Below are 18,939 nucleotides of genomic sequence, written 5' to 3' on the forward strand. Positions count from 1 at the left end.
CTTCGGCGGCCGAGCACCCTTGTGGCCCCGGCGTAGCCTTGGCGGAGCCGGGACCGGGGCATCCAGTACGCCGCGGCTTCTCGGTTCAATCACAACTGCCTCTGGAATACTGGATCGCCCGGTCTTCGCCGGGCGATGACGCGCGATATGTGGCGAGAGGCGCGTGCCCCTTACGCGCCGAAGCGGTCCTTCCACGCCGGTAATGCTCCCGCAAACGGCAGCGCCGTTGCGCTGTACACGCCGCGCGCGATCGCGCGCGCGACCACGTTGGCGGCGACAGTGCCGAGCTCGGTGAGGCCGACCAGCGGCTCGATCGGCTTCTCGCAGGTCGCAGCCGCAAACAGCACGTCGCCGTCGGTCGGGGCATGCACCGGATAGATGGCGCGGGCAAATCCGGTGTGCGCGATCATCGCAAGCCGCTTGGCCTGGGCCTTGGTCAGCGTCGCATCGGTGACGACGGCGCCGATCGTGGTGTTCTCGCGCGCGCTCGCGGCGGGGCCGCCCTTGATGCGCATCGCCAGCATGTCAGGCGTGAACTTGGCTGGCAGGCCGCGCCCGCCGAACTCGCCGTTCTCCTCGAACGGCGCCGCCCAGAACCACGGTCCCTCGCCGACGGTTGCGCTGCCGACCGCGTTGACGACCACGATGGCGGCGACCTTGATGCCGTTGGGCAAGACCGCTGAAGCCGAGCCGAGCCCGCCCTTGAAGGTCGCAGTGGTGCAGCCGAGGCCCGCGCCGACGCTGCCCAGCGCGAAATCGTGGCCCGCGGCCACAGCTGCCGCGTAACCGAGATCGCGATAGGGCGCGAAGCGACCCCAGGCCTTGTCACCGCCGTTGAGCAGGTCGAACACGATGGCGCCCGGCACGATCGGGATCACCGCCTCGCGAATCCGGAAGCCGCGGCCCTGTTCGGCAAGCCAGGCCTGGACGCCGCCGCCGGCCTCGATGCCGAAGGCGGAGCCGCCGGACAGCGCAATCGCATCGACGCGCTCGACTGTGCTGGCAAGGTCGAGCAGCGCATCCTCGCGCGTGCCGGGCCCGCCGCCGCGCACGTCGATCGCCGCGACCGCCGGGGCATCGAAGATGATCGCTGTCGTGCCGGAGGCGACTTTCGCATCCTCGGCATGGCCGACGCGGACGCCGGCGATATCGGTAAGCAGATTATTCAAGGCCGGCACTCCATGCGCTTCAGGCATCAGCGATAGCGCACCGATGCCGCGCGCTCAACTCGCCAGCGCCGTCCTGAGCATCTTGGCGAGCTCGGATTTGCGGTAGGGCTTGGCCAGCAGCAGCACGCCGGAATCGAGCCGGCCGTGATGGACGATGGCGTTCTCGGTGTAGCCCGAGGTGAACAGCGTCTTCAGGTCGGGACGCCGCCGCACCGCCTCGTCCGCGAGCTGGCGGCCGTTCATGTGGCCCGGCATGATGATGTCGGTGAAGAGCAGGTCGATGCCCTTGTCGGCATCGATGATGGTGAGGGCTTCGGCCGCGTTGGCGGCCTCGAGCGCGGCATAGCCGAGGCTCTTGATCTGGGTCACGACATATTGCCGTACCAGCGCGTCGTCCTCGACGATCAGGATCTTCTCGTCGCCGCCGGCGATGGGCACGTTCTGGAGCGACTCGTACTCGCTCTCCTGCACGCCGCTCGAGCGCGGCAGGTAGATCTTCACGCTCGTGCCGTGGCCTTCCTCGCTGTAGATCTTGATGTGGCCGCCGGACTGCTTGACGAAGCCGAACACCATGCTGAGCCCGAGCCCGGTGCCCTTGCCGACCTCCTTGGTGGTGAAGAACGGGTCGAACACCCGCTCCATCAGGTCCGGTGGAATGCCGGTGCCGGTGTCGCTGACCGCGATCATCACATAGCTGCCGGCGACGACGTCGGGATTCATGCTGGCATAGCCGTCGTCGAGGAAGATGTTGCGGGTCTCCAGCACCAGCGTGCCGCCGTCCGGCATGGCGTCGCGCGCGTTCAGCGCGAGATTGAGGATCGCGGTGGAAAGCTGGCCCGGGTCGACCAGCGCCGGCCAGGCATCCTCGGTGAGCTGCGGCATGATGGTGATCTGCTCGCCGAGGGTCGGGTGCAGCAGCTTGGCGGCCTCGAGCGCCAGCGCATTGACGTCGATCTCGCGCGGCTGGAGCGGCTGCTTGCGGGCAAAGGCGAGCAGGTGCTTGGTCAGTTGCGCGCCGCGCTCGGCGGCGTCGTCGATCAGCTTGGTGATGGCGGCGAGCTCAGGACGGTCGGCCACCGCATCCGCGAGGATGCCGATCGTGCCGGTGATGACGGTCAGCACGTTGTTGAAATCGTGGGCGACGCCGCCGGTCAGCTGGCCGATGGAGTCCATTTTCTGGACCTGCCTGAGCTGGGCCTCCGCGGCCTGCTTCTCGGTGAGGTCGCGGCCGATGAAGAAATGGCGCTTCACAGGCTCCGACCAGGTGCCCATCCAGTTCAGCGTCACCTCGTGACCGTCGTAGTGGTAGTAGCGCGCCTCGAAGCTGCGCTTGACCGCGCCACGCCGCGCCGCGCGCATCTCGCTGCGGGTGTTGTCGAGGTCATCGGGGTGAATGAACTCGATGGCGCTGTGCCCGATCATGTCCTCCGGCTTGTACCCGAGGATGTCCTTCACGCTCGGGCTGATCTGGATGAAATTGCCGTAACCGTCCGTCACGAGGATCAGGTCCTGCGAGGTCTCGAAGATGCGCTGGCGCTCCTCGATCTCGCGGTTGAGGGCGGATTCCGCCCGCTTCCGCTCGGTGATGTCGCGAGCGACCTTGGAGGCGCCGATGATCTTGCCGTCGGTCGATCGCAGCGGGACCTGGCTCAGCAGGACGTCGATCGGCTGGCCACTCTTGTGCAGCCGCACGGTCTCGTGCTGGTCGATGACCTCGCCGTTGCGGGTGCGGGCCAGCATTTCGGCGACTTCCTCGCGCTGCCCCTCGGGCATGATGATATCGACCTGGCGGCCGATCGCCTCGCTGGCGGAGTAGCCGAAGACGTGCTCTGCCGCCTTGTTCCAGGACGTGATGGTGCCGTCGAGCGACTTCGTGATGATGGCGTCGTTGGAGGACTCGACGACGGCGCTGAACAGCCGCTCGCGCTCGGCATAATAGTTCCGCTCCGAGCTCGACTGCCGCTGCAGCGCGCCGACCATGCCTGCCGTGTTGGCCTGGAGCCGCACGTTCTCGATGAGCAGCACCGCGAGCACGAAACTCGACGCAAAGAGGCCGTAGAGACGGCCGGCATAGAAACCGAGGTCGAAACGCGCGACGTTGACGATCGCCGACAGCGCGATGTCGAACAGCCAGGCGCACATCGTGACCATGAGCCAGACGTCGATCACCGTGTGCGGCTTGCGAAACCACAGCGTGACCAGCGCCGCGAAGCTCAGGGACCACACGAACGACACCACGCCGATCATGGTGGGGGTGTAGTGGCCGTCCTTGAGCAGGACCGGTAGCAGGCCGTGCTGCGCAGTCACCAGCCAGGCGAAGACGGTCAACGCGACGAACACGCCGGCGACGGAAAGTGCGATCGCGGGAGCCGTCGCGCCCGCAACCCTGTTGCCGCCGTTGCCGTCCTTGAGCCAGGCATAGGCCAGCACGAACAGCGGGAAACCGGCGTGCCAGATCATGTAGAGCCAGACGGTGGTCTGCGGGCCTGCACCGAACAATCCGGCCGGGGCGAACAGCCCGGGGAAGGTGAGGGCGTGGGTCACCGCGGCGCCCGCCGTGAACATATAGCCGATCGACAGCAGCAGCAGCGCGCGGCTGCGCAGCACGGCGAACTGCGACAGCAGCAAAACGGCGGTGATGATGTCGCTGACCGCGAGCGCCGACTGGTAGCTCGCCACGAAGGCCGGCACCTGCGCGAGCGGCAAGCCCGCAAACGGTACCGCCAGTGCGAACAGGATCGCGGAGATGCCGACGATCGCCAACGCAGCCCTGCGATCGCTTCGCGTAGCCGGCAAGGTCGACAGGAATGTGCTTCGGTCGTTAGGCGCTAGCACGTCGATCTCTCGTAAGCCGGCATGATGACCTCCTACGTCAATCTCTTCCGGCCGGGAAGCCGCTACCCGCATGGTAGCCCGCTCCGGGCGCGCATCCTGACAGAAAGCGCATGCGACTCAACCGAAGGTTACAGCTTATTTAACTTGGGGTGGGACTTGGAACAGGTAGCTGGTAAGAGGTGATTTACCGGGACAGACCCATACTGCCTTGCCGGGCACTTGCGGTGAATTGAACCAAATAATGATACGTATCCGGGAGTTGTTCCCATGCGCCGTGTTCTCGTTGTCGACGACCAGAAGGAGGTCCGCGCCATGGTCGCGATCGTGCTTCGGGTCAACCGCTTTGACGTCGTCGAAGCCGAGAGCGGCGCAGCGGGCCTGAAAGCCTTCAGCGAGGGCGCTTTCGATGCCGCGATCGTCGATATTTTCCTGGCCGACACCAGCGGCGTTGACGTCATGGCGGCCATTCGCGAGCGAGTTCCCGGGTTCCCGATCGTCGCGGTCTCCGGCATGACCGCGCTGGATTTCATGGGCGAGGCGCCTGGTCTGGCCGACGTGGTATGCCTGCAAAAGCCATTTCGGCCGAACGATCTCCTGCAAGCGCTCCACAAGGCCCAGGCTGCGGCGGGCGGCGAACTCTCCGCAGCCGTGTGACCGCACGGCGAAAGAAAACGCCCCGGCGAACCGGGGCGTTGGATTGATCCGGTTAAAAGGTCAGGCATCCTGTCTTAGGTGCCGTTGCCCTTGATCTCGGCGTAGCCGCCCTTGGCGTCCCATTTGTAGACGACATAGTCGAGCTGCTTGATGTCGCCCTTGGCGTCATACTCGATCGGGCCGATCACGGTGTCCCACTTGCCGGCCTTGATCGCCGCCATGACCTTCTTGGCGTCCGTGGTGCCGGCCTTCTTTGCCGCCTGCGACCAGACCTGCATCGCCGCGTAGGTGTAGAGCGTATAGCCCTCGGGGTCGATGTTCTTGGCCTTGAAGGCGTCGACGATCTTCTTCGCGGTCGGCTTGTTGCGCGGATCGGGGCCGAAGGTGAACAGCGTGCCTTCGCCGGCCGGACCGGTGATGGAGGCGTACTCCTTGTCGGCGAGCGCATCGCCGGCCATCAGGATCGTCTTGAGGCCCTGGTCACGCATCTGGCGCAGGATCAGGCCGCTCTCCTGATGATAACCGCCGACATAGACGAGGTCGATGTTGTCGCGCTTCAGGCGCGAGACGATCGCGTTGAAGTCCTTGTCGCCCTTGTTGTAGGACTCGTACATCTTCTCGGTGATGCCGGCCTTGTTGAGCGCCTTCTTGGTCTCGTCGGCGAGACCCTTGCCGTAGGTGGTCTTGTCGTTGAGGATCGCGATGTTCTTGCCCTTGTAGTTCTTGGCGATGTACTGCGCCGCGACCAGGCCCTGCTGGTCGTCACGGCCGCAGACGCGCGCCACGTTCCAGAGTCCGCTATCGGTGAACTTCGGATTGGTCGAGGCGGGGGTAATCTGGAGCACGTTGCCGTCGGCATAGGCTTCGGAGGCGGGGATCGACGACGACGAGCAATAGTGCCCGGCCACGAACGGGATTTTCGCGCCGGCGATCTTCTCGGCGATCGAGCGCGCCTGCTTCGGATCGCAGGCATCGTCCTCGACGTTGAGCGCGAGCTTCTTGCCGTTGACGCCGCCGGCGGCGTTGATGTCAGCCACGGCCATCTCGGCGCCGTTCTTCATCTGGCGGCCGAAGGCGGACTCTCCGCCGGTCATCGGGCCTGCGACTGCGACGGTGACATCCTGCGCGAACGCCGCGCTCGATAGCGCGATCGACGCGCCGAATGCCAGACCGATGAGCTTCAGTGATTTCATGAGATACCTCGCGGGTGGTCGCCTGTGGAAGTTGCCGGATACGCCCGGTCCAAACCGGCGCCATTCTCGAATGAATCTCGGGAGAAGTCACCGGCAAAATACGGGCATTGGCGGAGATATCTCGCCACATTCGGCCGCACGGGCTCCGCCGTCGGGCAACCTCAGCCGTGCCGGCCGCCTTCCAGGTAGGCGGCGCGAATCTCGGGGCGCTGCAACAACTCGGCGCCGGTCCCGGCCAGCGTGATCAGGCCGTTGACCATGACGTAACCGCGATGGGCGAGCTTCAGCGCATGGTTGGCGTTCTGCTCGACGATCAGGACCGTCAGGCCGTCCTGGCGGTTCAGGGTGCGGATCGCATCGAAAATCTGGCGCGCGATCAGCGGCGCCAGCCCGAGCGAGGGCTCGTCGAGCAGAAGCAGGCGGGGGCGGCTCATCAGGGCGCGGCCGATTGCCAGCATCTGCTGCTCGCCGCCGGACAGCGTTCCACCGCGCTGGGCGTAGCGCTCCTTCAGCCGCGGGAACAGCGTGAAGACGCGTTGCAGCGTGGCCTCGCGTTCGGCGTCGGTGCATCCGGTGGCATCCGCCCCCATCTGGAGGTTTTCCGCGACGCTCATGCGCGGGAAGATGCGGCGGCCTTCCGGCGATTGCGCGATGCGCAAATGGGCGATCTCATGCGTGGGAACGTCGGTGATGTCGCGGCCTTCGTACAGGATATGGCCGGCGCGGGCGCGCGGCTTGCCGAAGATCGTCATCATCAGCGTGGACTTGCCGGCGCCGTTGGCGCCGATCAGCGCGACGATCTCGCCGGCGCTGATCTCGACATCGACGCCCTTTAGCGCCTCGATCTTGCCGTAGGCGGCGCGCAGGCCCCGGATCGAGAGCAGGGGAGTGGACGCCGACGTCACGACCCGCTCTCCATCACCGCCACGGCCTCTTCCTCGTCGGTGCCGAGATAGGCGGCGATCACCTTGGGATCGTCGCGGATCTCGCGCGGAGAGCCTTCCGCGATCTTGACGCCATGGTCCATCACCACGATGTGGTCGGAGATCTCCATCACGACCGACATGTCGTGCTCGATCAGCAGGATCGAGGTGCCGAGCTCGTTGCGGATCGAGAGCAGGAGCTCGCTCAAGGCGGCGCTCTCGCGCGCGTTGAGACCCGCGGCGGGCTCGTCCAGGCATAAAAGCGCGGGCTCGGTGCACATCGCGCGCGCGATCTCGAGCCGGCGCTGGTCGCCATAGGCGAAATTGCCGGCGGCATCGTCGGCGCGGTCGAGCAGATTGACCCGCTTCAGCCAGTCGGTGGCGAGGTCGATCGCGCGCTTTTCGGCGTCGCGGTAGCCGGGCGCGCCGATGAGGCCGAGAAAAGTGAAGCCGGAGGCGCGCATCAACGCGTTGTGCTGTGCCACCATCAGGTTTTCCAGCGCGGTCATGCCGGGAAACAGGCGGATGTTCTGGAAGGTGCGCGCCACCTTGGCCTGCTTGGCGATGCGGAAATCGTTCAGCCGCTCCAGCGCAATCACCTTGCCGTCGTCATGGGTGAGGCGAATGGCGCCGCCGCTCGGCTTGTAGAAGCCGGTGATGCAGTTGAACACGGTGGTCTTGCCGGCGCCGTTCGGTCCGATCAGCGCGGTAATCTTCTTCCGTTCGGCCGCAAACGACAGGTCCTGCACGGCGACGATGCCACCGAAGCGCATGGTCAGCCGGTCGACGCCAAGAATCTTGTCGCTAATCTTGTCGGCGCTCATCCGTGCCCTTCCTTCACGAGGTCGGAAGAGATCGCCTGCGCCTTGGTCAGATACACGGTCGGCGCGCGATGGCCGATCAGGCCGCGCGGCCGCCAGATCATGATCAGCACCATGGCCATGCCGAACACCAGCATGCGGTAGGTCTCGAGGCTGCGGAACAGCTCGAAGCCGCCGATCATGGCGAGCGCGGCGAGCGCGACGCCGAGCTGCGAGCCCATGCCGCCGAGCACGACGATGGCGAGCACCAGCGCCGATTCCTGGAAGGTGAAGGATTCCGGACTGATGAAGCCCTGGCGCGTCGCGAAGAACGCACCGGCAAAGCCGCCGAACATGGCGCCGGTCGCGAACGCCGTGAGCTTGGTGGTCGTGGTGTTGATGCCGAGCGCGCGGCAGGCGACCTCGTCCTCGCGCAAGGCCTCCCAGGCGCGGCCGATCGGCAGGCGGCGCAGCCGGATCGTCACCCAGTTGGTGAGCAGCGCAAGCGCCAGGATCAGGTAGAACAGGAAGACGATGCGCTGGGTCGGCGAATATTCGATGCCGAGCCTGGCGGCGAGCCCGTTGTCGCTGTTGTCCAGCGGGATGCCGAAGAACGAGGGGCGGGGAATGCTGGAGACGCCGTTGGGGCCGCCGGTGAGGCTCTGCCAGTTGATGATGACGAGGCGGATGATCTCGCCGAAGGCGAGCGTCACGATGGCGAGATAGTCGCCGCGCAGGCGCAGTACGGGGAAGCCGAGCAGCACGCCCCAGAACGCGGCGAGGATGCCGGCAAGCGGCAGGCAGACCCAGAACGACCAGCCGAAATTGGTGGCGAGCAGCGCGTAGGAATAGGCGCCGACCGCATAGAAGGCGACGTAGCCGAGGTCGAGCAGGCCGGCGAGCCCGACCACGACATTCAGCCCCCAGCCCAGCATCACATAGGTGAGCACGAGGATCGCGAGATCGAGGATATAGCGCTGGTCATAGAAGATCACCGGCACAAGCACCGTGAAGATCAGAAGTGCGGGCGCCAGGTAGCGGCCCAGAAACGACATGCCGCTGCGTACAGCCGGCGGCACCAGCTTGTCGGTGCCGCTGGACCCGATCCACTGTCGCAACAGCCCGAGCACGATCGAGCCGCCGAACACGGCGGCAACGAGGGAGGCGACCTCGCCGAAGCGGGTCCAATAGGTGAGCTGGCCGTCGGAACCCGCTTCGGTGCGGACGCCGACCATCAGCGAGAACAGCACCAGCGCGATCAGGGCGTTGACGAAGGCCGTCTTCAGCAGAGCGGGGATGTCCGTTGCAGGTTTGGCCGTATTGCTCGAGAGAATTGTCACGCGGCGACCGTCAGACTTTTTCGACTTCGGGACGGCCGAGCAGGCCGGTCGGCATGAAGATCAGCACGACGATCAGGATCGAGAACGCCGCGACGTCCTTGTACTCGACCGAGAAATAGGCCGACCAGAACGTCTCGATGAGGCCGATCGCGAGACCGCCCAGCATGGCGCCAGGCAGCGAGCCAATGCCGCCGAGCACAGCCGCGGTGAACGCCTTGATGCCGGCGACGAAGCCCATGAAGAAATCCACCAGGCCGTAATAGAGCAGGTACATCAGGCCCGCGACCGCGGCGAGCGCTGCGCCGATCACGAAGGTCATGGAGATGGTGCGGTCGACGTTGACGCCGAGCAGCGCCGCCATGGTCTGGTCCTGCTCGCAGGCGCGCATGTCGCGGCCGAGCCGGGTGCGCGACACCAGCCAGGTGAAGATCCCAAGCAGCACGATGGTGGTGAGAACCACCATGATCTGGATGTTGGAGAGCTGGATCACAAAGCCGTCCGCACTTTCGTGCAGCGTATAGCCGCCGGTGATGAAGGGCGGGATCGGCTTGACGCGGGCGCCCTGCGCCACCTGCGAGTAATTGGTCAGCACGAAGGACATGCCGATCGCCGACAGCATCGGGGCGAGGCGGAAGGAATGACGCAGGGGCCGGTAGGCGATGCGTTCGATGGTCCAGCCGTAGAGCGCGGTGATCGCCATCGACACCAGCAGCACCACCAGCAGGATCACCGGGATCGCGGTCAGGCCGAGCGAGATCAGGATCAGGAAGGTGATCAGGGCGATGAAGCCGCCGATCATGAAGACATCGCCATGGGCGAAATTGATCATGCCGACGATGCCGTAGACCATCGTATAGCCGATGGCGATCAGGCCGTAGATCGAGCCCAGAACGAGACCGTTGATGAGCTGCTGGGCGAAATAATCCATGGGCTGCCGTTACCAAACCTGACGCGGCTCAAAGGGAGCTCTTCGAGAGAAAGTGTGATTGAGTTTCTTCTCGGGCCCCGGCAGCCCCTAAGCATTCTTCTCGTTTTGTAACAGGAGGGAACTGGTGGCTGCAACTGGCCATGCCTCGACACAAAGGCTTGTACAGAGGTCATTTCGCTACGGATGTCATTTCGGTTCCGCAGGTGCGAGGAACCGGGTTCCGCAAAGCAACCAAACTGAATCCCGGCCGTTGTCTCTCCTCTGAGGTCCAACTAGGGAGTTCCCCCAAATGTCGAAGCAGCAAGATCAGAATCCGGGCCAGCAGACTCAGAAACCCGGGCAGCAGCAGGGTGGCGGGCAGAAACCCGGACAGCAGCAGCAGCATCCGCAGCGCCAGGGCGAGAAGCCCGGCCAGCAACAGGGCGGCCAGCACGGTCAGGACAAGTAGTTTCGGAGCCTAGACGTGAAGAGGGCCCCGCCGGGAGGCGGGGCCCTTTTTCCTTGGGCGCGCCGCCCGGCGGGCCGGTTAAGGTAAACAAAGGGTTTAAATTGCCGCCATGGTCTGATGCGAGTTAGCTCCCCGGCAAAGCCTTTCCATGGAAGGCGCGCAGCGAGCGAAGCGGGAAGCGGCATGTTCAGGAATTGGCGGATCGGTTCGGTCAACGGCGCCCTGCTGGCGGCCTATTTCATCCCGGCCTGGACGCTCGTGGCCTTCAACATCATGGTGGCACCGGTGCACGGCCTCTACGAGCGGCCGAGCGTCGCGGTGGCGCTGTTCCTCAGCGATCATCTTCAGATGGCGGGGATGAGCACGGTGCGTGCCGCCTGGCTGCTGGCGCTGGGCCGGCTGACGGTGGTGGCGTTCTTTGCCATCTATCTCGCGCTTCTGTGCATTCCCCGCGTCCGCAAGAATGGCGGCAGCGACGAGGCGCTCGGCATTGCGCTTGCGATCGGCAGCCTCATCTCGTTTACGAGCATGTTGATGGCGTCGAAGGTCGGCGAGATGGCCGCGCTCCGGCTGCATGCCACCGAGCTGCTGCTGCTGCTCGGAGCTGCCATCGTGGTGGTGATTGAACGGCCCGCGCCGGCGCCCAAGAACGTTCGGGAGGCCGTCGAGACCGCCGCGCCGCTAGCTCTTGAGCAGGCCGAGCTCCTGCACAATCGCTGAGGCTTCCTTGACGGCGTGGTTCGCCGCCGGCACGCCGCAATAGATTGCCTGCTGAAGCAGGATTTCCTTGATGTCGTCGGGGGTGAAGCCGCCCTCGGCGAGCGCCGCGCGCACATGCAGGCGGAATTCGTCCCATTGCCCCAGCGCGACCATGGTGCCGATCACGAGCACTCGCCGCGTGCGCTCGTCGAAATGCGGCCGCGTCCAGATCTCGCCCCAGGCGTAGCGCGTGATCATGTCCTGGAAGTCGGTGTTGAAGGCATTGCGGCCCGCGATCGACTTGTCGACCCAGGCATTGCCCAAAACCTTCCGGCGCACGTTCATGCCGGCATCGCGGCGCTTCTGGTCGTCCATGGGCATCCCTTGTCAAAATGATCTTCGAGCCAATCTAGCGTACCCCGGCCGGGGCTGACAGGCCGTTGAGGCGACGCTCACATCTTTCGGTACTGTTCTATCTGCGGTAGTATCGGTCATTGCGTGCGCCTGAGGCCTTCGTTTCGAGGGAGTGAATTGCCATGGACGAGACCGCCACCGGCCAGATTGCCATGTTCAACACGGCCGGCGACTACCACGAGCTGAACGCGGGCGCCCACCGTAAGCCGCCGAAGGTGCTGAGCGCGCCGTCCCTGGTCTGGCATCTGGCGTTCTGGACCAATTTCCAGGAGGAGGGGGACAGGCGGGAGCAGCCGGTCAATCCGGAATGGGCGCCCAACAAGCGGCCCGAGGAGATCAACACGGCGCTCGATCGCTTCATCCGGGAGCTCTGGATCGGGTTGGAAACGAAGCGAGGCATCCCGATCGAGGTCACGCCCCGGATTGGCGGCGTCAACCTGCTGTTTGGCAGTGCCTACCGCAAGCCGCAAGACGACCAAGTCGATAAGCTCACGCGGCGCCAGAACGACATCTTTGCGAGCACCAACCGCGTCGTCAGCCTGCAATTCGTCTGGCAATTGCTCGACGTCACGATCCGCTTCGAGACCCAGGCTGAGTATTTCACGATGTCGGTCTTCGTCGAGCTGGATCGGCCGCGCAACAACACGCCCACAGGCATCGCCGAGCTGAACGAGACGATGAATCGGATCGTCGCCTATCTCGATCCGGACCGGCACCTCTCCACTGGCGGCCAACCTGCGGCTTCGCTGTCGCAGCAGGCGGTCGACCAACTCGCCAAGGATATCAACCGCTATTCATTCCACGAGTTCTGGCGTGCCTTTGACGAGGAGGTGCTGTCGTTGGGCGGATCCTTTCGGAACGACGCCATCTTTCAGCGTGTATGTGCGGATTTTCGCGGCTTCGTCGCCTCCGAGCGGGCCGTGACCTTCGGGGACGATCGCTTCTTCAAGTTCAACGGGCCGCCGAGCTGGGGCGCCGAGGCCAAGCAGGCGCTACTGCCCCTGATCCAGCATCGCATCCGCGCCGATCACACCCGCTACGAATGCGCCGCTAACTATATGCTCGATGGCCGGGCGCTCTATCTGAGCACGCTCGGCCCACAATTGCCCGAGATATCGGACGGCGAGCGCATTCCAGTGGAATTCATCGTCTATGCCCACCAGAGGGTCGGCGACAGGACCGTGGTCAACAAGTGGCAACTCGGCCGTCTCGTCAGCCAGATCCTTCAGCTCGGCACGTTCCGGCTGTGCGCGCTCAAGGACGTCAGGTGGTTGCACAATGCCGGACTCGAGTTGGCCGATCTGGAGGAGGCCACCCAGAGGGCGCGCCGCGCGATCGCGCAGACGGAAGCCTACGGGACGCGCCCGGGTGAAAGCGTCCCCGCAACCGCCAACCAGCGTAACCGCGTGGCCATGGCCGAGATCGCCAAGGCGCATGCGCAGCTCAACGAGATTACGGGCAAATTTCTGCTGAAGACCGGGAGCGGCCCGCTCTACCGAATCGAACGGTCCCGCTACTACGTGCGGCAGTTCGAGCAAAATGTGAAGCTCTTGCGCATTCTGCGCCTCGAAGGCGACCAGCCCTATGATCAGTTCATCCGGCGCCGGCTGGGTCCGGAGTTCGATTTCATCGACCGGCTGGGTGTCCGCTACGAGCGCGCGATGTCGAGCATCGTTAGTCTCGACCAGAACTACCTGTCGATCACGCAGAACTCGCTGGTGGAGCGGGCCACTAAGATCGACGAGGAGACGAAGACGATCCAATCGGAGATCGGGTTGATCCAGCGCTGGGGCGAATTCATCCTGCTGAGCTGTCTCGTGCCCTACTACGTCTCTCACCTGCTCGTCCTGATTATGGGAGAGGGGTGGACCTTGAAGTCGCGGGCAGCTGGTGGCGTCTGGCTGCTCAGCATCGCGTTCGCGATCTACCGCGCCTTCAATCAAACCTTCACGCGGCGCGGGCTCGTCTTGATCCTGCTGCCATTCGCGTTGGCCGAGATTGCGCTGGTCGCAATGACGCTGATCGCGCCGCCGCAATCCGAACATCACCAGCCGGAATCGGACGGCGGCGGGCGGACGCGGTCCTCGCGTGAGCCGGGACCACCGAAGCCCGAAACGCCGGGCACACCGGATGAACCGCGAACCTCTCAACAGCCGTCACTGCAGTCCGCTGAGCCGGCGACACCCGTGCCCGCACCGCCCGCGCCCGCCCAGGGGGCGATGCCGCAGCCCTCCGCCGAACCGCGCTGAATTGGACGGCCTCAGCGCTGCGTCAGGAAACCCACCACCGCGTCGGTGAAGGCGTGCGGCTGCTCGACATTTGAAATGTGCGCGGCATCGATGATGGTCATGCTGGCGCCGGGAATGTTTGAGCGGATCAATTCACCCGCCGAGATCGGCGTCGCCATGTCGTGGCGGCCGGCGATCACCAGTGTCGGGCTCTTGATCTTGGCGAGCATCTCGCGCTGATCGAGCGTCGACAGCGCCTCGCAGCAGGCGAGATAACCCTCGACGGGGGAAGCCAGCAGCATCGACTTCATCTTCGCCGTGATCTGCGGCTCGCGCTCGCGGAAATCCTGCGTCAGCCAGCCAGCGATCACGGCATCGGCGACCGCGGTGATGCCGCCCTTCTTCACCGCGTCGATGCGCTCCAGCCATTTGGTCGGCTCGGCGTAGTAGCAGGAGGTGTTGGCGAGGATGAGCTTGCCGAAGCGCTCCGGCGCATTGGCCCCTAGCCACTGCCCGACCATGCCGCCCATCGAGAGGCCGCACCAATGCACCTTCTCGATGTTGAGGTCGTCGAGGATCGCCAGCACGTCGCGGCCGAAGCGCTCCATCGTATAGGGGCCGGGCGGAACGTTGGACTTGCCGTGGCCGCGGCGGTCATAGCGGATGACGCGGAACACCTGCGTCAGAGCCTTCATCTGCGGCTCCCACATCTGCAGCGTGCAGCCGAGCGAATTGGACAGCATCAGCGTCGGCCCGCCGTCGCGGCCCTCGACGGAGACGTTGATCAGGCAACCGTCGGCATCGATCATGGGCATGCTGGGCGTCTCCGTTCTGGAGCATGATCCGGAAAAGTGTGGAGCGGTTTTCCGAAAAAGATCATGCTCAAACAATTAATCGCGCTCGAGGCTGTCGAGCAGCCGGTCGATCAGGGCTTGGGAAGCCCCTTGATAGGCCATCGGCTCGAACAATGCCGCAATTTTTTCCGGCGGCAGATGCGCGGTGACCTGCGAATCGGCCGCGAGAACCTCGCGCAAATGCTTCTTTTCGGCGACCGCGCGCTTGCTCGCGGCCTCGATCAAATGATGCGCATCGCTTTTGCCGATCTTGTCGGCCAGCGCAAACGTGACCGCTTCCGCCATGATGAGCCCATGCGTCGTATCGAGATTGCTGCGCATGCGCGCGGCATCGACGTCGAGGCCCTCGGCGATGTCGAGGATGGCGGCGAGCGCGCCCGAGGTGACCAGCATCAATTGCGGCAACGTCGGCCATTCCGCGTGCCAGGGGCCGGCGCTGCGCTCATGGTCCTGCACCTGGGCTGCAAAGATCGTCGCGGCGAGCTGCGGCGCCATGGTCGCGCAGCCCAGCGCGCTCGCGGCCGCGACCGGGTTGCGCTTGTGCGGCATGGTCGAGGAGCCACCGCGGCCTTCGCCGGCAGGCTCGAACGCTTCGCCAACATCGGTCTGCATCATCAGCGAGACGTCGCGCGCGATCTTGCCGCAGCTTCCGGCGAGAATCGCAAAGCATGATGCGGCTTCCGCGATCCGGTCGCGATGGGTGTGCCAGGGCGCTTCCGGCAGCGGCAGGTTGAGCTCCTGCGCCAATCGCTCTGCAACGACGAGCCCCTTGTCGCCGAGGGCCGCGAGCGTGCCGGCCGCGCCGCCGAATTGCAGCGCAAGACCCTCGCGGGAGAGCCGCCGCAGGCGGCAGCGGGCGCGGGCGAGGCTTGATGCGTATTCCGCGGCCTTGAGCCCGAACGGCATCGGCAGCGCGTGCTGGAGCCAGGTCCGCGCCACCATGGCGGTGTTGCGATGGCTCCGCGCCAGGGCGGCAAAGCCCTTGATGGCGCGGCTGAGATCGGCATCGAGCGCATCGATGCCGGCGCGAAGCGTGAGCATGGTCGCGGTGTCGATGACGTCCTGGCTCGTCGCGCCCCAATGGACGTAGCGCGCGGCCTCCGCATCGGCCTTGCCGACATTGGCCGTGAGCGCCTTGACCAGGGGAATCGCGAGATTGCCGGATCGCGTCGCGGCCTCGCCCAGAGCGGCCATGTCAAAGGTATCGGCCCTGCACGCAGCTTCGATCGGGCCCACCGCGGATGCGGGAATCACATCCGTGGCGGCCTCGGCGCGTGCCAGGGCTGCCTCGAAATCGAGCATGTTCTGGAGGGTCGACCGGTCGTCGCAGACCGCGCGCATGGCTGGGCTCGACAGCATCGGCGCGAGCAGGGGGGAGAGGGCTGTGCTCATGTTGCGCGGGACCTAATCACCATGCCCCGGCTCTGCCAATCCCAAACCATCGGCGCAAAGCTTTTTGCAGTTGCGAATATGCATTGCACGTGGCCGGGGGCTGCCCTTTCCTTTGCGGCCTCCGTGCGTTACTTGAGCACATTATAGAGAAGCATCCGGGAGGTACCCCATGGCCATGACGATGAACGGCGAAGTCCAGCTTGCGGCGCCGCGCGAGGCCGTGTGGGAGAAGCTCAATAATCCCGAGGTGCTGAAGGCCTGCATCCCCGGCTGCGAGGAGCTGGAGAAGACCGACGACGGCGGCTTTCGCGCGACCGCGAAAATGAAGGTCGGGCCGGTGTCGGCGCGCTTCAAGGGCAAGGTCACACTCTCCGATCTCGACCCGCCGAACGGCTACAAGATCTCCGGCGAAGGCGAGGGCGGGGTGGCCGGCTTCGCCAAGGGCGGCGCCGTGGTCAAGCTCGCGGAGAAGGACGGCGGTACGCTGCTCTCCTACGAGGTCGAGGCGCAGATCGGCGGCAAGTTGGCGCAGCTCGGCCAGCGCCTCATCAACGGCACCGCCAAGAAACTGGCCGACGAATTTTTCGCGAACTTCGCCAAGGCGGTACAGGGCTGAAGGCTATCGCCTTTCGGCATGGCGCCTTGCGTCCGGGGCGATGTTGCCCCCGGGCATAATGGCCCATATGATGGGTTGGAATAATTATAAGAACCGCTTCGACGGGACCCGTCGGGGCGCTGATAGAGAGTGCTTATGGCAAAAATCTCCCTCATCGTGAACGGCAATCCTGTCACGGCCAACGTCGATCCCCGCACCCTTCTGGTGCAGTTCCTGCGCGAGAATCTGCGCCTGACCGGCACCCATGTCGGCTGCGATACCTCGCAGTGCGGCGCCTGTGTCGTGCATCTCGACGGCAAGGCCGTGAAGTCCTGCACCACGCTGGCCGTGATGGCCGACGGCCACGAGGTCAAGACGATCGAGGGACTGGCCGCCGACGGCGCTCCGCTGCATCCGATGCAGGAGGCCTTCCGCGAGCACCATGGCCTGCAGTGCGGCTTCTGCACGCCGGGCATGATCATGACGGCGATCGACATCGTCCATCGCAAGGGCCACGAGCTCGACGACCACACCATCCGCGAGGAGCTGGAAGGCAATCTCTGCCGTTGCACCGGCTACCAGAACATCGTCGCTTCGATCTCCGCCGGCGCCAAGGCGATGGCGAAATCCGATCTCGCCTAACCGCGCGCGCATTCTGCGATCAGGACATTCAGATGTACGAATTCAAATACCATCGCCCCGGGACCGTTCGCCAGGCGGCCAACCTCCTGGTGAAGAACGAAGACGCCAAGGTGATCGCCGGCGGCCACACGCTGATTCCCGTCATGAAGCAGCGTCTCGCCAGCCCCCCGCATCTGGTCGACCTCTCCCACATCGAGGGGCTCAACACGATCGAGATGAAGGGCCGCGCGCTCGTGATCGGCGCCACCGCCAGGCATGCCGAGGTCGCAAGCTCTGCGATCGTCGGTGAGGCGATCCCGGCGCTGGCCAATCTTGCCAGCCAGATCGGCGACCCCGCCGTGCGCCACAAGGGCACGATCGGCGGCTCGCTCGCCAACAACGATCCGACCGCGGACTATCCGGCCGCGGTGCTCGCGCTCGGCGCCACCATCGTCACCAACAAGCGCCGCCTCAAGGCGGAAGAGTATTTCCAGGGCCTGTTCACGACGGCGCTCGAAGCCGACGAGATCATCACCAAGGTGATGTTCCCGCTGCCGAAGAAGGCGGCCTACATCAAGTTCCGCAACCAGGCCTCGCGTTACGCGCTGGTCGGCGTGTTCGTGGCGCGGCGTCCTTCGGACGTGCGCGTTGCCGTCACCGGTGCCGGCTCCGAAGGCGTGTTCCGCGTCACCGCGTTCGAGGAAGCCCTGAAGAAGCGCTTCGCCGCGAAGGCGCTCGACGGCATCGAGGTGCCTGCGGAAGGCCTCAACAGCGACATCCACGGCAGCGCCGAATACCGTGCGCATCTCATCGGGGTGCTGACGCGGCGTGCCCTCGATGCCGCCAACGCCAAGGAGTGAGTGAACCTCACGCCTCGGCCCAAACTTGTCCCCGGTGAGGGCGTAGCGAGACTGGCTTTTTCATGACTCTCACGGCCCTGCCGGCATCGGTCGATGCGATGCTCGAACTCTTGACTTCGCGCGGTTATCTCGCGGAGCGATCGCTGGCGACGGTGACCTATCTGTCGCTGCGCATGGGCCGGCCGCTGTTCCTGGAGGGCGAAGCCGGCGTCGGCAAGACCGAGATCGCCAAGGTGCTGTCGGCGGCGCTGGGGCGGAAGCTGATCCGCCTGCAGTGCTACGAGGGCCTCGACGTCTCCTCCGCCGTCTACGAGTGGAATAGCGCCGCGCAGATGATCGCGATCCGGATGGCGGAAGCCGCCGGCGACACCGACCGCGATCAGCTCTCGTCCGATATCTTCGCCGACCGCTACATGATCAAGCGGCCTTTGCTCCAGGCGCTGGAGCCCGACGTCGCGGGACCGCCGGTGCTGCTGATCGACGAGCTCGACCGCGCCGACGAGGCGTTCGAGGCATATCTGCTCGAAATCCTCAGCGACTTCCAGGTGACCATTCCCGAATTCGGCACCGTGAAGGCGCCGCATCCGCCGATCGTCATCATCACCTCCAACCGCACGCGCGAGATCCATGACGCGCTGAAGCGGCGCTGTCTCTATCACTGGGTCGACTATCCAGAAGCCGAGCGCGAGCTCGCGATCGTCAAGACGCGCGTGCCCGGCATCTCCGCCAAGCTGTCGCAGCAGGTCGTGCGTTTCGTCCAGGCGCTGCGCAACCAGGATTTCTACAAGTCGCCTGGTGTCGCCGAGACCATCGATTGGGCCACCGCGCTGTCGGAGCTCGACGCCCGCTCGCTGACCCCGCAAGTGGTCGGCGACACGCTGGGGGCGCTGCTCAAGTACCAGGACGATATCACCCGGATGCAGGGCGACGCCCTGCAAAAGGTGCTGAAGGAAGCGACGAGCGAGAATTGATCTTGCGCCACTAGT

General features: G+C 65.1%; 18 protein-coding genes. 8 read left to right on the forward strand and 10 right to left on the reverse strand.

The genetic code is table 11. From position 1 onward, the window contains the following. Positions 1 to 170 precede the first annotated feature (170 nt). Both AC0L3X_RS21260 and AC0L3X_RS21265 read right to left on the reverse strand, forming a co-directional pair. The gene (locus AC0L3X_RS21260) at positions 171 to 1,169 is read right to left on the reverse strand and encodes a P1 family peptidase (protein ID WP_354097483.1); all 999 of its coding nucleotides are present in this window, start codon (positions 1,167 to 1,169) and stop codon (positions 171 to 173) included. A gap of 54 nt (positions 1,170 to 1,223) precedes the next feature. After that, positions 1,224 to 4,076: a PAS domain S-box protein gene (locus AC0L3X_RS21265; protein WP_135215444.1), complete on the reverse strand. Its 2,853-nt coding sequence runs from the start codon at positions 4,074 to 4,076 to the stop codon at positions 1,224 to 1,226. 195 nt (positions 4,077 to 4,271) lie between these two features. Here AC0L3X_RS21265 and AC0L3X_RS21270 point away from each other — a divergent pair, with 195 nt between their 5' ends. Beyond that, positions 4,272 to 4,658: a response regulator gene (locus AC0L3X_RS21270; RefSeq protein WP_071912455.1), complete on the forward strand. Its 387-nt coding sequence runs from the start codon at positions 4,272 to 4,274 to the stop codon at positions 4,656 to 4,658. 74 nt (positions 4,659 to 4,732) lie between these two features. On the opposite strand, the gene AC0L3X_RS21275 is transcribed toward AC0L3X_RS21270, so the two are convergent. The 5 genes from AC0L3X_RS21275 to AC0L3X_RS21295 form a co-directional block, all read right to left on the reverse strand. Continuing rightward, on the reverse strand, positions 4,733 to 5,851 hold the full coding sequence (locus AC0L3X_RS21275) for a branched-chain amino acid ABC transporter substrate-binding protein (RefSeq protein ID WP_028147453.1): 1,119 nt from the start codon (positions 5,849 to 5,851) through the stop codon (positions 4,733 to 4,735). 161 nt (positions 5,852 to 6,012) lie between these two features. Next, positions 6,013 to 6,756, reverse strand: a complete 744-nt coding sequence (locus tag AC0L3X_RS21280) for an ABC transporter ATP-binding protein (protein WP_166342483.1) — start codon at positions 6,754 to 6,756, stop codon at positions 6,013 to 6,015. Continuing rightward, positions 6,753 to 7,598, reverse strand: coding sequence for an ABC transporter ATP-binding protein (locus AC0L3X_RS21285; protein ID WP_208072043.1), 846 nt, complete (start codon positions 7,596 to 7,598; stop codon positions 6,753 to 6,755). Before AC0L3X_RS21285 ends, AC0L3X_RS21280 begins: the two co-directional genes overlap by 4 nt. Continuing rightward, complete coding sequence (livM, locus tag AC0L3X_RS21290; RefSeq protein ID WP_085404375.1) at positions 7,595 to 8,914, reverse strand: high-affinity branched-chain amino acid ABC transporter permease LivM; 1,320 nt, start codon at positions 8,912 to 8,914, stop codon at positions 7,595 to 7,597. The genes AC0L3X_RS21285 and livM overlap by 4 nt, the downstream gene beginning before the upstream one ends. Before the next feature lie 10 nt (positions 8,915 to 8,924). Next, positions 8,925 to 9,842: an ABC transporter permease subunit gene (locus AC0L3X_RS21295; RefSeq protein ID WP_028147449.1), complete on the reverse strand. Its 918-nt coding sequence runs from the start codon at positions 9,840 to 9,842 to the stop codon at positions 8,925 to 8,927. Positions 9,843 to 10,131: 289 nt separating this feature from the next. Here AC0L3X_RS21295 and AC0L3X_RS21300 point away from each other — a divergent pair, with 289 nt between their 5' ends. Both AC0L3X_RS21300 and AC0L3X_RS21305 read left to right on the forward strand, forming a co-directional pair. Continuing rightward, positions 10,132 to 10,290: a hypothetical protein gene (locus AC0L3X_RS21300; protein WP_166342481.1), complete on the forward strand. Its 159-nt coding sequence runs from the start codon at positions 10,132 to 10,134 to the stop codon at positions 10,288 to 10,290. Between the two features lie 183 nt (positions 10,291 to 10,473). Continuing rightward, complete coding sequence (locus AC0L3X_RS21305) at positions 10,474 to 11,010, forward strand: hypothetical protein (RefSeq protein ID WP_085404328.1); 537 nt, start codon at positions 10,474 to 10,476, stop codon at positions 11,008 to 11,010. Here the strand turns inward: AC0L3X_RS21305 and AC0L3X_RS21310 are convergent. Further along, a complete protein-coding gene (locus AC0L3X_RS21310; RefSeq protein WP_039152041.1) occupies positions 10,972 to 11,364 on the reverse strand; it encodes a carboxymuconolactone decarboxylase family protein in 393 nt (130 codons plus the stop codon). The genes AC0L3X_RS21305 and AC0L3X_RS21310 overlap by 39 nt on opposite strands. A gap of 161 nt (positions 11,365 to 11,525) precedes the next feature. Between AC0L3X_RS21310 and AC0L3X_RS21315 the strand changes: the two genes are divergently transcribed. Further along, positions 11,526 to 13,652: a DUF3422 family protein gene (locus AC0L3X_RS21315; protein ID WP_166342480.1), complete on the forward strand. Its 2,127-nt coding sequence runs from the start codon at positions 11,526 to 11,528 to the stop codon at positions 13,650 to 13,652. An 11-nt stretch (positions 13,653 to 13,663) separates the two neighbouring features. Here the strand turns inward: AC0L3X_RS21315 and pcaD are convergent, their stop codons facing one another. Then, a complete protein-coding gene (gene pcaD, locus AC0L3X_RS21320; protein ID WP_166342479.1) occupies positions 13,664 to 14,446 on the reverse strand; it encodes a 3-oxoadipate enol-lactonase in 783 nt (260 codons plus the stop codon). Positions 14,447 to 14,521: 75 nt separating this feature from the next. Then, on the reverse strand, positions 14,522 to 15,877 hold the full coding sequence (locus AC0L3X_RS21325) for a 3-carboxy-cis,cis-muconate cycloisomerase (RefSeq protein WP_166342478.1): 1,356 nt from the start codon (positions 15,875 to 15,877) through the stop codon (positions 14,522 to 14,524). A 169-nt stretch (positions 15,878 to 16,046) separates the two neighbouring features. Between AC0L3X_RS21325 and AC0L3X_RS21330 the strand changes: the two genes are divergently transcribed. From AC0L3X_RS21330 to AC0L3X_RS21345, 4 genes are all read left to right on the forward strand, one after another. Next, entirely contained in the window at positions 16,047 to 16,493 is a 447-nt protein-coding gene (locus AC0L3X_RS21330; RefSeq protein WP_071912467.1) for an SRPBCC family protein, read from the forward strand. Between the two features lie 135 nt (positions 16,494 to 16,628). Next, a complete protein-coding gene (locus AC0L3X_RS21335) occupies positions 16,629 to 17,114 on the forward strand; it encodes a (2Fe-2S)-binding protein (protein WP_014494194.1) in 486 nt (161 codons plus the stop codon). Between the two features lie 32 nt (positions 17,115 to 17,146). After that, entirely contained in the window at positions 17,147 to 17,953 is an 807-nt protein-coding gene (locus AC0L3X_RS21340) for an FAD binding domain-containing protein (RefSeq protein WP_014494195.1), read from the forward strand. A 62-nt stretch (positions 17,954 to 18,015) separates the two neighbouring features. Then, positions 18,016 to 18,924, forward strand: coding sequence for an AAA family ATPase (locus AC0L3X_RS21345; RefSeq protein WP_028147443.1), 909 nt, complete (start codon positions 18,016 to 18,018; stop codon positions 18,922 to 18,924). Positions 18,925 to 18,939 lie beyond the last annotated feature (15 nt).

Source organism: Bradyrhizobium sp. MI1.7 (assembly GCF_055811795.1).

Excerpts from the sequence above, each read along its gene's own strand:
- AC0L3X_RS21295 (WP_028147449.1), bottom strand. The coding sequence starts at position 9,842 with ATGGATTATTTCGCCCAGCAGCTCATCAACGGTCTCGTTCTGGGCTCG.
- AC0L3X_RS21325 (WP_166342478.1), bottom strand. The coding sequence starts at position 15,877 with ATGAGCACAGCCCTCTCCCCCCTGCTCGCGCCGATGCTGTCGAGCCCA.
- pcaD (WP_166342479.1), bottom strand. The coding sequence starts at position 14,446 with ATGCCCATGATCGATGCCGACGGTTGCCTGATCAACGTCTCCGTCGAG.
- AC0L3X_RS21265 (WP_135215444.1), bottom strand. The coding sequence starts at position 4,076 with ATGCGGGTAGCGGCTTCCCGGCCGGAAGAGATTGACGTAGGAGGTCAT.
- AC0L3X_RS21270 (WP_071912455.1), top strand. The coding sequence starts at position 4,272 with ATGCGCCGTGTTCTCGTTGTCGACGACCAGAAGGAGGTCCGCGCCATG.
- AC0L3X_RS21345 (WP_028147443.1), top strand. The coding sequence starts at position 18,016 with ATGACTCTCACGGCCCTGCCGGCATCGGTCGATGCGATGCTCGAACTC.
- AC0L3X_RS21310 (WP_039152041.1), bottom strand. The coding sequence starts at position 11,364 with ATGGACGACCAGAAGCGCCGCGATGCCGGCATGAACGTGCGCCGGAAG.
- AC0L3X_RS21300 (WP_166342481.1), top strand. The coding sequence starts at position 10,132 with ATGTCGAAGCAGCAAGATCAGAATCCGGGCCAGCAGACTCAGAAACCC.
- AC0L3X_RS21330 (WP_071912467.1), top strand. The coding sequence starts at position 16,047 with ATGGCCATGACGATGAACGGCGAAGTCCAGCTTGCGGCGCCGCGCGAG.
- AC0L3X_RS21335 (WP_014494194.1), top strand. The coding sequence starts at position 16,629 with ATGGCAAAAATCTCCCTCATCGTGAACGGCAATCCTGTCACGGCCAAC.
- AC0L3X_RS21305 (WP_085404328.1), top strand. The coding sequence starts at position 10,474 with ATGTTCAGGAATTGGCGGATCGGTTCGGTCAACGGCGCCCTGCTGGCG.
- AC0L3X_RS21285 (WP_208072043.1), bottom strand. The coding sequence starts at position 7,598 with ATGAGCGCCGACAAGATTAGCGACAAGATTCTTGGCGTCGACCGGCTG.
- AC0L3X_RS21315 (WP_166342480.1), top strand. The coding sequence starts at position 11,526 with ATGGACGAGACCGCCACCGGCCAGATTGCCATGTTCAACACGGCCGGC.
- AC0L3X_RS21275 (WP_028147453.1), bottom strand. The coding sequence starts at position 5,851 with ATGAAATCACTGAAGCTCATCGGTCTGGCATTCGGCGCGTCGATCGCG.
- AC0L3X_RS21340 (WP_014494195.1), top strand. The coding sequence starts at position 17,147 with ATGTACGAATTCAAATACCATCGCCCCGGGACCGTTCGCCAGGCGGCC.